This window comes from Neisseria sp. 19428wB4_WF04, from assembly GCF_015235335.1.
GTDB lineage: Bacteria > Pseudomonadota > Gammaproteobacteria > Burkholderiales > Neisseriaceae > Neisseria > Neisseria musculi.
Genome location: NZ_JADGLG010000061.1, coordinates 1 through 12197, shown reverse-complemented (window position 1 = coordinate 12197; position 12197 = coordinate 1). Strand labels below are relative to the sequence as shown.

Genomic DNA, 12197 nt, shown 5'->3' with positions numbered 1-12197 from the left:
TGGACCGCCTGACTTATTGCTGCGATATTTTTGAGACGGGCAATGATTCTTACCGGATGAAACACCGCTCATAGGGTGGCTCAATTTTAGACCACAACTGTGGCTCAGTTTTGGAATGGAATTGACAACCACTGTCTATTTGGGTGCGAGCGGCCTTCATTTGCCTTTAAAATGCAGTTTATTTGCGCTTTAATTGAAACTGTATGCAGCCATCTAAGAAGTGCACTATGACCAGCACCTAAAAGTACACTACTTTTAAGCCGGTATCGGCAGCATGATGGATTTGGAAGGGAGTGGGTTTAAAACAGACCGTCTGAAACCTGTGGAATACAAACGCGAAAAATCTCAGCTCGAGCCTTTCGATACAATCCGGCTGTGTACGCAGCGCCGTGTTGGGGGAAATAACCGGGCAAACCATAGCTGGGGGATATAGGCAAACGCAGTAAAACCCGCTCGCCGGTTCAGGTTTGCCAGCCGAAGCCGGTGGGACGGGATAGGCCAAAAAAACTATATCGCAACACTATTTTTGTGAATGTAAGTGCAGATGAAAGGAGTAATGTATGTCGCGAGCTTATTATGGAAAAAGTATTGCTGATTTTATTCAAGAAGATAATTTAAGTATTTTGGGTGCGTTGACCAAGCATCATGGTTATCAGTCTTTGGAAAAATCGCAACAAAACGCATGGGAAAAGCAAATTGCTATTTTAAAATCACAATTGGTGGATTTAACTGGGCATATTTATTTTGAATTTTCTATTCCGCGAATGGGGAAGCGTGTTGATAATATTGTCATTCTTGGCAATAAAATTTTTTTACTAGAGTTTAAAATTGGTAGCAAACAATATGATAAGTATGCGATTGACCAAGTGATTGACTATGCGCTTGATTTACGAAATTTTCATGAAGGTAGCCATCATGTGAATTTAATACCCGTATTGATTGCGGAGAAAGCACCAATTATTCAAAATAATTTTCAGGCAGCACAAAATTTAGACTGTGCGATTTTATTGAATGCGCAGAATTTGGGTGAGTTTTTCTCGTCTTTTGATTCAAATAATCTGATGGATGTTGCAGCTTGGGAGCAATCATCATACAAACCAACCCCGACCATTATTGAAGCAGCACAAGCGCTTTATCAAAAGCATGATGTTGCAGAAATCACGCGCTCAGATGCTGGAGCAAAAAATTTGTCAGATACTGCTGGTTGTATTAGCAACATTATTGAGCAAGCTAAACAAGAACATAAAAAATCCATTTGTTTTGTTACTGGTGTACCAGGCGCAGGTAAAACATTGGCTGGACTCAATATTGCTAATCAGCGCTTAAAAGTAGCAGAAGATGAACATGCTGTTTTCTTATCAGGAAACGGCCCGTTGGTGCAAGTTTTACAAGAAGCGTTGGCAAGAAACCGCGCCATTAAAAATAAAATCAAAAAAGAAACTGCACTAAAAGAAACTCGGGCGTTCATTCAAAATATTCATTATTTTAGAGACGAATATTTGAAAAACTCACAAGCACCCACTGAAAAAGTTGTGGTATTTGATGAAGCACAACGTGCTTGGAATCAACATCAAACCAGTAAATTTATGAGTCAAAAACGCGGACTGTCAGATTTTAACCAGTCTGAGCCAGAATTTTTGATTGAGGTGATGAATCGTCATCAAGATTGGTGTGTGATTGTTTGCTTGATTGGTGGCGGGCAAGAAATTAACACGGGCGAGGCAGGCCTAGTTGCCCGGATGCAAGCTTTGTAATCTTCTTACCCAGATTGGCAGGTGCATTATTCTAATTTGATTGTCAATCAAGACAATTATTTGCAAGATACCACAATAAAAAACTGGTTATCTACAACAGGCGTTGAGCAAGACCATTTACATCTGGCTACTTCAGTGCGCTCATTTCGGTCAGAAAAAGTTTCGGCATGGGTACACATGTTATTGGATGTGGATGATCAAGCCAAGCTACTGTGGCACGAGATTCAAGAAAACTACCCTATTGTACTCACAAGAGATTTGCAAAAAGCCAAAGCATGGGTGAAAGCTCAAGCTAAAGGAAGTGAGCGTTATGGCTTGGTGGCTTCATCGGGGGCACGCCGTCTGAAAGCATTGGGTGTAAATGTTAAAAATGAAATCGACGTGGCCAATTGGTTTTTAAATTCTAAAGATGATGTACGCTCTTCTTATTTTTTAGAAGATGTGGCGACAGAGTTTGATGTACAAGGATTGGAGCTTGATTGGGTATGCATAGCATGGGGTGAGAATTTTTATTATCAAAATGGCAAATGGCATTATCAATCTTTTAAAGGTTGTAAATGGCAAAATATCAACAAAGAAGAATGTCAGCAGTTTACTAAAAACGCCTATCGCGTTTTATTGACTAGAGCTAGGCAAGGAATGGTGATTTGGATTCCGAAAGGTAGCGGAACTGATAATACACGTCAAAGCAAGTTTTATGATGGAACATATCAGTATTTAAAATCTATAGGCATAGAGGAACTTGTTTAAGCTTAATAGTTAAGCATACTCATAAATTGAAGGGCAAGAAACACGTTGTATATCACTGCGCAAGTCAGTTATCTGCACGAGGGGTGGAACAGGCGAGGTGGGCGTTGCAGCTGTTTTCAGTGATGTGAAAAGTGAAGTGCATGCTTTTACAGAGTGAGACTTTTGCAAAATTCAAAAAATCATCACAAGATGTTTGTTTGCCGTTATCTTTGTGTAGGCAGGAATCAAGGCATTTATCATCTAATTAGTTACTAAATCAATACTTCGATATTTTCACTCGGGTTCCCGCTTGTGCGGGAATCAAACCTTTCAGACAGCATATAAGGTATTTTTACAAAGGTCTTGGGGCGTGTTTGAAGGATAAACCTGTTATGTCTGTGCCCGATATGGTTTGCAAGGTTTCAAACGGCCTCGGTCTGCTTCAGTATTGATTACTTAGTGCTGTTCACGGCGGCTTTCAGATGGCCGTAGCCTTCTTCGTCCATTTTATCGAGCGGGATAAAGCGCAGGCTGGCGCCGTTGATGCAGTAGCGCAGGCCGCCTTTGGCGGGCGGGCCGTCCGGGAAAACGTGCCCCAGGTGTGAATCGGCGGCGGCGCTGCGCACTTCGGTGCGGCGCATGTTGTAGCTGAAATCACTGTGTTCGGTAACGGAAGAGGCGGCAATCGGGCGGGTGAAGCTCGGCCAGCCGCAGCCCGAATCGTATTTGTCGGCAGAGCTGAATAAGGGCTCGCCGCTGACAATGTCCACATAAATGCCGGGGGCAAACAGGTGGTCGTATTCGTGGCTGAAGGCGTATTCGGTGCCGTTTTGCCGGGTGATGCGGTATTGCTCGGCGGTGAGCCGTTTTTTCAGCTCGGCATCGCTCGGTTTGCGGTAGGTGGCGGCATTAAAGCCTTTGCTGCCTTTCGGCGCGGTTTTGCCGGGCAGGGGCTCATCGGCTTTGCGGATATCGATGTGGCAATAGCCGTTGGGGTTTTTAACCAGATAATCCTGATGGTATTCCTCGGCTTCGTAAAAATGTTTGAGCGGCAGGTTTTCCACCACTAAAGGTTGGGCGTATTTTTGCTGCTCCTGTTTCAGCGCGGCGGCAATCACGGCCTGCTCGGCCTGGTCGGTGTAATACACGCCGGTGCGGTATTGGGTGCCCCGGTCGTTGCCTTGTTTGTTGAGGCTGGTGGGATCGATCACGCGGAAATAGTATTGCAGGATGTCGTTAAGGCTGAGTTTGTCGGCATCGTAAACCACGCGCACGGTTTCGGCATGGCCGGTGTTGCGGTGCACCACGTCTTCATACGAAGGGTTTTCGGTATTGCCGTTGGCGTAGCCGGAAACGGCATCGATTACGCCGCCGATACGTTGGAAATAGGCTTCCAGGCCCCAGAAGCAGCCGCCGGCAAGATAAATGGTTTTGGCGTTCATTGCAGCAGATTCCTTTTTCTGAGCGGGTTTGTAGAATGTGTTTTTCAGACGGCCTATGTCGGCTTCGTGATTTTTAACCAACGCCAATGCCTGTGCTTCGTTGAGGCTGCCTTTTATGATGCGGGCGAGGTTGCCGTGTTTGTCGAGCACTGCCCACGAGGGGTAAACGCCGATATTCAGGCTTTTGGCCAAGCCGCCGCCTTCATCGGTAATCACGGGCAGTTTGGGATAATCCAGACCACGGTACCATTGCAGAAAATCGGCTTGGTTTTTTTCGCCGAGAAAGCCGGGCGAGGCCACAGTAATCAGGTTGGCCGTTTGAAAGCGCTTATCTTGCGCCCATTGTTCGGTGGCGGCAAGCTCCGACAAACACAAAGGGCACCAGCTTGCCCAAAATTTTATCAGCGTGGGCCTGCCTTCGGCCAAATGGCGGGCGGCGGGTTTGCCCTGCGTGTCGTGCAGCTTTTGCAATGCCGCAGGCACGGGCGCGGCATTGCCGGGCTTGGTGTGGAAGAGAAACAGTGCGGCAACCAGGACGGGTATGGCCGACAATATCAGCATTTTCCAAAATGCGGGCAGTTTCACGGGTGTTCTCCTGTTGTAACGGTAAACCGGGGCGGAAGGCCTGTTTCGGCATCTCAGGCAATAGGTGCCGCAAATAAAGTTTTCCACCGTATGAAAGCAGACGGAAAAGGCGGCGGAAACTTACACGGTTTGATGAAAAACAGGCGGGCGTGGTTGGCGGTTGCCGCCTTTACGGGCATCAAAACCGCCCGAGCGCCAATAACGGCTAACGGCGTTGCAGCTTTTCAGACGGCCGATTATTTTTAATCTGCCCGCAGCAGGCAAGGTTTGGCGCGGTGCTGATTGGGCGCAGGCCATACCTCCGCAGGGAGCACGCGCGCGTTTTCGGCAAAACTAAAGCCGCCCGGCAGAAAAGCCAATAACCAAGCCTTGCCCAACCTCAGGCCGTCTGAAACCATTCAGACGGCCTGTCTGATTTTAAATGTCGGTCATACAAGCAGCTTCTGTTGCCGCCGGGCGGCTTGCAAAATGGTTTTCTTCAGGCCGAGATGCCCCCATGCGGCAACGGAAATAAAGCGGATTCGCCATATCATGCCTCGGGCAGGGTGACCGGCTGATAGGGCGGAATATCCAAAACGTAGCGTATCCAATTGCCGAAGCTGTACTTTTGGCGGATTTCGGTGGAGATTTCGTGATAGGGGCGTTTTAGGAAATCATCTATGCCGTTGAATGTTGTGCCGTCCCAGATAAAGATGTTGTTTGGGTGGTAAAAATCGTATTTGGCGGCTTCGGCGTTGGTGGTAATCAGTTTTTTGCGGTAGCCGAGTGCTTCAAACGCGCGGAACGACAGGCCGTTGTGTACGGGTGTTTTGAAATCGACCAGCACTTTGGCGCGGGCGGTGTGTTGCAGGTTTTCGGCGTAATCGGCGGTTTGGGTGGAAATTTTAATATTGTTTGGGTAGCGGGTGCGGCAGGCTTGCGCTTCTTTGGCGGCGCAGATGATGTTGAAATCCAGCGTCCAGCCGTGCGCGAGGGCTTGGTTTCCGAATTCGGCAATCACGCTGCTGCGTTCGGGCAGGTGCGAGCCGATGAAATAGAAATCGGTTTGTGCTTCGCCGGCCGGCGGGGCGGGGTGGTCGAAATAGAAATTGGTCAGCGGCAGAAAGTTGCTGCCGGACTGCAAATCGGCGGGGTCGAACACATAAAAGCGGTCGAAGTTGGCAACGGTTTGCCAGATATCGGGATAGCGGTTCATGCCGTCCCATTGGTAGTTGGCCATGATGCCGCGGGTGCGGCGGCGGATATCGGCCAGCATTTCGGGTGTGTAGAGATCGCCTCTGATAAAAAGGGCGTAATCGACCCCGCCGGCTGCATCGAGTGTGCTTAAGAGATTCTGGTGGAATACGGCGGCCTGCAATTTCTGCTTGGCCTGTTTGTCGCGCAGCACCAGCTGCCTGAATTTGGTTTGCAGGCGTGCTGCCAGCGAGGGATAGCGGAATGTGTGGGAATCGGCAACCAAATGAATCACGTTGAAACCGTGATGCTCGAGATTGGCCTGAATGCTTCGGTAGATGCCCATATGGTCGGGCATGCCTAAAAAAACGGTCGGTTGGTTCATGGTGGCGGTTTTATGGTTTTTTTCAGACGGCCTGTTATCGTGATGGCGGCCGTCTGAAAAGCGGCGGGGGCGGCAAAGGTTTTACGGGCAGTGTGTGTTGCGGGGGGGGGGGGCGAATGCCCGCTTTATCCAGCTTCCAAACGAATAATAGTGTTTGATTTCGGGATCCAGGGCAACGTAGGGCTGGTTGAGAAAATCTTCCAACCCATCGAGATTGCTGCCGTTGAACACGAAGATATTGTTTGGATGATAGAAATCGTAGCCGGTAACGGTTTGGTTGTTGGTAATCAGTTTTTTGTCGAAACACATGGCATCGAAAACCCGAAACGACAGGCCGTAGTGGTCGAATTGGACAAAATCGACAACGGCGCGGCTGCCGCACACTTTTTGCAGGTTTTGCTCGAAACTGAGCACGGTGGAACGGTTGAGATAGGTGATGCCTTCGGTGCCCAAGATTTTGCGGGCGCGCTGGTCTTTGCAGTAGATATGGAAATCGAGCGGCAGTTTCAGACGGCGTGCCGCTTCGATAAAGCGTTGGGTATCGGCGGCGCGGCGGGCTTCATAGCCGCCGAGAAAATACAGGCCGTTGCTGCCGTTTTTGCCTGAGACGGGAAAGTCGAAATAAAAATTGGTGGTTGCTTCGAGACGGTGTTGGGGATATTTGGCCACATCGTTTTTGTCGAACACGAAACAGCGGTCGAAATAAGGCAGGTAGTCGATGATGTCGGGAAAGCGGCCGATGCCGTCCCATTGGTAGTTGATGCAGAAAGCGGAATGTTCGCGGATTGTTTTAATGAAGGCTTTGGGGTGGATGTTGGCGCGTATGCACAGGGCAAAATCGGCTTTTTTTCCGCCCAGCATGGCGAGCTTGCGCTCGATTTCGCTTTGAAAGCGCGAAAACTTCAGCTTTTTCTTATAGTCGGGGTTTTTGGTGATTTTTTTGTGGTAGAGCGCAACCAGCCGGCAGCCCGGGTGGGGATAGTAGGAATCGCGGTCGTCATAACACAGATTGATAACGTCAAAACCGTGGTAGCGCAGGTTTTTTTCGATACATTGATCCAAGCCATACATATAAGGCACGGCCAAAATAACGGTTTTATTCATGATGGGCTGCCAGATTTTCAGACGGCCTCTGCGGTTGGCCGTCTGAAAAAGTTTCGTTGTCAGGCGTGTGATTCGATAAAGGCCGCTATCTGCCCGGAATCGGTCAGCGCGCTGCACGAGGCTGCCGGGTTGATGCGCTTGGCCAGGCCGGCCAAAACTTTGCCGGGGCCGCATTCTGCAGACTGGGTAATGCCTTGGGCAACCAGCGCATTGACGGTTTCCGTCCAGCGCACCGGGCTGTAAAGCTGGCGCACTAAAGCGTTTTTGATTTTTTCGGCATCATCGTAGGCGGCCACATCGGCGTTGTGGATAATGCGGATCTGCGGCGTTTGGATAACCACATTTTTCAATGCTTCGGCCAGTTTTTCGGCCGCAGGCTTCATCAGGCTGCAATGGGAAGGCACCGAAACCGGCAGCGGCAGGGCGCGTTTGGCGCCTTTTACTTTGGCCAGATCCATCGCACGCGCTATTGCAGCGGTGTCTCCGGCAACCACTACTTGGCCGGGCGAATTGAAATTGACGGCTTCGGCCACGCCGCCTTGGGCGGCTTCGGCGCACACTTCGCGCACCGCATCATCGTCCAATCCCAAAATGGCGGCCATGGCGCCTTCGCCCTGCGGCACAGCATCCTGCATCAATTCGGCACGAAGGCGCACGAGTTTGACGGCATCGGCAAAATCCAATGCGCCCGCTGCCGTCAATGCGGTGTATTCGCCCAAGCTGTGCCCCGCCGCCACGGCGGGAGCTTTGCCGCCCGCTTCGAGATAGGCGCGGTAAACGGCCATGCCTGCGGCCAGCATCAGCGGCTGGGTATTGACGGTTTCGTTGATGGGGGCGGCATCGCTGCCGTTAATCATTGCCCACAAATCTCGGTCGAGTGCGGCGGAGGCTTCGTCAAAAGTGGCTTTCACAACGGCGGCGCCGCTAAAGCCGTTCATCATGCCGAGACTCTGCGAGCCCTGGCCGGGAAAGAAAAATGCGAAAGACATGGCAGTCCTTTAGTTTTTTAACCATAAAGCAAACGGATTATCGGCATAATGTATCAGCAACAGATAGGTGATGGCAATATTGGTTGCCGCCACCAGCCAAAAAACGCGGATAAACGATGCTTTACCGGTTTTGTGGTTGAAGATGCTGCGTGCCAAAAGTGCGCCCGGCCAGCCGCCGATCAGGCCGATTTGGTGCAGCTTTTTCTCCGGCACCCGCCCCAGGTAGCCGGTTTTACCGGTTTGGGTAACGGCGGTTTGTTTGTCGCTGCGGTAAAGCCAAAAGGCCGCCGCGCTGGAGAGCAGGTAAAACACCGCCAGCTTGGTGGAATAATAATTGACCGCCAGCAGGTAAAGCGCACCGCTCAGGCCGTAATACAACAATTTGCGCATATTCAGATTAACCTCGTGGTAGTCGTAGGGGCGGTCGGAAAACAGCGCGGCTTCGTGGCCGCTCAACACCACTTTCAAGGCTTTCTGGGGTTCGCTGCCGGCGGGGCGGTTGCAGTAGAAGCTCACCTGTTGCCCGGTTTGCGGCCGCTGCGATGTGTAGTGGAACGCAGAAATATGAAAAAACAGGCTCTGCTGCTGCGCGGTGCGGATAAAGCCGTAACCTTTTTCGTTGTCCCAACTGATGATTTCGCCGTTTAACACGCGGTTGGCAGGCAGGGCGGCCGGCGGGTTGTGCCGGCGGGCGCCGGCTTGGTTTTCGGCCTGCATTTCGGGAGAGCCGGCTCCGCTTTCCGGCTCTCCGGCAACGGCGGCAGGCTGCGGCGGTATGGCCGGTTCGGTTTCAGACGGCCTGTCGATAATATCGGCCTCCACCAAAAGCCATTGGCCGTTGCCGTGTTTGACCAGCCTGCCTTCTAAAACTTCGCCGCTTTCGGGCACACGGGTTTGGTCGTTTAAAAACTGCCCTAAAATAAAAATCGGCGAGCTGCGCTGAACTTGGTGGATGCCGTAACCGCCGTTTTGCTGGAAGTTCCATTCGGCAAGCACTACTTCTACCCGTTCGTTTTCCTTCAGGGGCGGCAGCGGCGACACGTTTTGTGCGCACAGGCGGTTTTTGGCATCTTGGTGCAGGCAGAAACTGATGCGGTCTCCGCTTTTCGGGAGGGGGTAGTGCCGGCTTAGCGATGAGGTCTCGAGCAGAATCCGCTGCGCGCCGTGATCATCGGAAACCGCCGAGCCGCGCTGCAGTTCGGCGAACCAGTGTGTTACTGTGCCGTAATGTATGGGTTTAGTCATTTTCGTAATGTGTCGGGTGGGTTGATGGTTGGGCGGCCGTAAGCTCTCCGGCTCTTTGGCCGGCCGCCGTTGTTTTATTCGCTTTGATTTCGTTCGGCCGTCTGAAAATATTCGTTTTTGCGTTTCAGACGGCCTGAAGGCTGTTAAACGGTTAGTATTCCAGCAGCACCGCACCCCAGGCGAAACCGCCGCCTATGCCTTCCAAAAGCAGGCGTTGGCCGCGTTGGATCCGGCCGCTGCGTATGCCGCTGTCGAGGGCGAGCGGAATGGATGCGGCGGAAGTATTGCCGTGTTCCTGCACGGTCAATACGACTTTTTCCATGCCCAGCCCCAAATGTTTGGCTGTGCTCTCGATGATGCGTTTGTTGGCTTGGTGCGGCACGATCCAGTCGATTTGATCAGACGTGAAACCTGCTTCGGTGATGACTTCATCGGCCACTTTAGCCAGCATCTTCACGGCGAGTTTGAATACGCCGGGGCCGTCCATGGTGAGAAAAGGCGTGCCCGATATTTTGCCGTTTGCTATTTGGCCCGGGGTTTTGAGCAGGTCGAGATAATTGCCGTCTGCCTTGAGTTTGCCGTGGATAATGCCGGGTGTGTCGGACGCGCCCAATACCACCGCGCCCGCACCGTCGCCGAACAATACGCAGGTGGCGCGGTCGCTCCAGTCGAGAATACGGCTGAAGGTTTCTGCGCCGACAACCAACACGTTTTTCGCCATGCCGCTTCTGATATAGGCATCGGCGGTGGTAACGGCATACATAAAGCCCGCGCAGACGGCCTGTACATCGAAAGCAGGGCAGCCGCTGCTGCCGATGCCGAGTTTCTGCTGCACAATGGTGGCCGTGGAGGGGAAAATCATATCGGGCGTGGAGGTGGCCACGATAATCAGATCAAGCTCTCCGGCTGCCAAGCCGGCATCTTCCAGCGCATTGCGCGCCGCTGCCGCTGCCAGATCGCTGGTTTTTTCGTGATCGGCAGCGATATGGCGGAATTTTATGCCGGTGCGTGTGGTAATCCATTCGTCTGAAGTATCGACTTTTTCGGCTAAATCATCGTTGCTGACACGGTTGGCCGGCAAATAGCTGCCCGTGCCGAGAATCTTGGCATACTGCATGGTAACGCCTTTATGATGGTTTGTGGATAAGGGCTATTGTAAGATAATCCGCCTGATTTTCCCAAATATTAATCGTAAGGGCGGGCGGAGGTTTCGGGCGGAACGGGCTGCGGCCGGCAGCCGGCCTGCACCGCGGACCGCAATTGAGAATAATGCAGACGCGCCCCGTTATGCGGGCTGTCTGCGGCTGTACTGTGTTGGGTTGGTGCGCTGCTCATCAAACCGGCAATAAAAAAGGCGGCGTTGATGATTCAAAGCCGCCTGGGTAATATTTGGTCGGAATGAGAGGATTCGAACCTCCGACCCCTTCGTCCCGAACGAAGTGCGCTACCGGGCTGCGCTACATTCCGAATAAGGCGCGAATTATAGGTAAAGAATTTTCGTTTGGCAAGACAAGGGCGGAAATTAGAGTGCAGCCATGCAGAAAGAAGCCAAACGGCAAGCCGCAGGCAATATCAGGCATAACCGATGCCCCATTGCCTTGCTGCACCCGCAATGAACCGGTGCGCCGGCTGATAGGGCCGTTTTTTTCAGACGGCCAAATTGCGTTTATACGCTCTGCCCCGGCGGCTGCGCGGGCGGTGCTGTTTTGTCTGCCCGTAAGGCCGTCTGAACCCTTCCGGCGGCAGGCGGGATTGGCTTAGGCGGTCGGTCGGCTTGGCTGTCAAATTCAGGTGGCGAGCACCACAAAGATGGTGGGGCGTTTTTTCAGGCAGGGCAGTGTGCCGCTTTTTTGCCAGTCGGCCACGGTTCGGCTGATGATGGTTTGAGTCGGCAGCGTCAAGTCGCAGGCAATGCACAGGCGGGTGGAGGGAGCAAGCGTTGCGGCCGCATCGGCCAGCAGGGCATCGTTGCGGTAGGGCGTTTCGATAAACAATTGGGTTTCTTGATGTTGGCGCGAGCGTTGCTCCAATGTTTTTAAGGCATGTATCCGCTCGTTTTTTTCAGACGGCAGATAGCCTCTGAATGCAAAATGCTGGCCGTTGGCACCCGATGCCATCAAAGCCAGCAGCAGGCTGGAGGGGCCGACCAGCGGCCGTACTTCAAAGCCGTGTGCGTGCGCCAGCGCCACCAGGCCGGCACCGGGGTCTGCCACGGCAGGGCAGCCGGCTTCGCTGACCATGCCCATACTGCGGCCTTCCTGAAGCGGTTTGAGCAGTTCGGGCAAGGCTCGGGCATCGGTGTGTTTGTTGAGCGTTTGCAGGTTTAAACCGCGTATCGGCGCGGTTATACCCAAATGTTTCAAATGGGCGCGGGCGGTTTTTTCGGCTTCGACCACAAAATCGGTCAGGCCGGCGATTTGCGCCTGCTCGTGCGGCAGCAGGCAGGGCGTGTCGGGCGCGCCGATCGGTGTAGGAATGAGATAGAGAACGGCAGACATGGTTTCGGGCTTTGGTGTGTATCTATAAAAAAGTGTTTGTTTGACCGGTCCGGCCGTCTGAAAAAATCGAAATAAAAAATATTGGGGCTGAAGTAGATTAGCCCTAAACACCACACCAAAGCCGCAAAGTTTTTAACTGCTGCTTTGGTGTCCCGAAGTTAAAACGAAACTCACATTCTTTCAAGAACAGAGGAAAAGATTTTCGGTCGATTCCGTTGTATTTGCGCAAGACACGTTTCGCCTGATTCCAAAAATTCTCAATGCCGTTGATATGGTTGTGTCGGTCGGCAAAC

Annotated in this window: 8 protein-coding genes, 1 tRNA gene and 2 pseudogenes; 1 reads left to right on the top strand and 10 read right to left on the bottom strand. The window is 52.1% G+C overall.

Annotated features, from left to right (window positions below):
- Window positions 1-560 precede the first annotated feature (560 nt).
- Window positions 561-2504 (top strand): annotated as a pseudogene (locus IR141_RS14240) (DUF2075 domain-containing protein).
- Window positions 2505-2935: 431 nt separating this feature from the next.
- Here IR141_RS14240 and msrAB read toward each other — a convergent pair.
- The 10 genes and pseudogenes from msrAB to IR141_RS10790 all read right to left on the bottom strand — a co-directional run.
- Window positions 2936-4486 (bottom strand): bifunctional peptide-methionine (S)-S-oxide reductase MsrA/peptide-methionine (R)-S-oxide reductase MsrB, encoded by a 1551-nt coding sequence (gene msrAB / locus IR141_RS10835; protein ID WP_135037084.1) that lies wholly within the window; start codon window positions 4484-4486, stop codon window positions 2936-2938.
- Between the two features lie 144 nt (window positions 4487-4630).
- Entirely contained in the window at window positions 4631-4807 is a 177-nt protein-coding gene (locus IR141_RS10830) for a hypothetical protein (protein WP_167743174.1), read from the bottom strand.
- Window positions 4808-5039: 232 nt separating this feature from the next.
- Window positions 5040-6068, bottom strand: a complete 1029-nt coding sequence (locus IR141_RS10825) for a hypothetical protein (protein WP_135037081.1) — start codon at window positions 6066-6068, stop codon at window positions 5040-5042.
- An 81-nt stretch (window positions 6069-6149) separates the two neighbouring features.
- Window positions 6150-7172 (bottom strand): hypothetical protein, encoded by a 1023-nt coding sequence (locus IR141_RS10820; RefSeq protein WP_135037078.1) that lies wholly within the window; start codon window positions 7170-7172, stop codon window positions 6150-6152.
- A gap of 59 nt (window positions 7173-7231) precedes the next feature.
- Complete coding sequence (fabD, locus tag IR141_RS10815; RefSeq protein WP_135037075.1) at window positions 7232-8161, bottom strand: ACP S-malonyltransferase; 930 nt, start codon at window positions 8159-8161, stop codon at window positions 7232-7234.
- A gap of 9 nt (window positions 8162-8170) precedes the next feature.
- A complete protein-coding gene (locus tag IR141_RS10810) occupies window positions 8171-9406 on the bottom strand; it encodes a DUF1294 domain-containing protein (RefSeq protein ID WP_135037072.1) in 1236 nt (411 codons plus the stop codon).
- Between the two features lie 151 nt (window positions 9407-9557).
- On the bottom strand, window positions 9558-10523 hold the full coding sequence (locus IR141_RS10805) for a beta-ketoacyl-ACP synthase III (RefSeq protein ID WP_135037069.1): 966 nt from the start codon (window positions 10521-10523) through the stop codon (window positions 9558-9560).
- 273 nt (window positions 10524-10796) lie between these two features.
- Window positions 10797-10873 (bottom strand) — tRNA-Pro (locus IR141_RS10800).
- A 320-nt stretch (window positions 10874-11193) separates the two neighbouring features.
- Complete coding sequence (locus IR141_RS10795; protein ID WP_135037066.1) at window positions 11194-11904, bottom strand: SAM-dependent methyltransferase; 711 nt, start codon at window positions 11902-11904, stop codon at window positions 11194-11196.
- A gap of 103 nt (window positions 11905-12007) precedes the next feature.
- Window positions 12008-12197: pseudogene (locus tag IR141_RS10790) on the bottom strand (IS1595 family transposase); the annotation flags it as partial.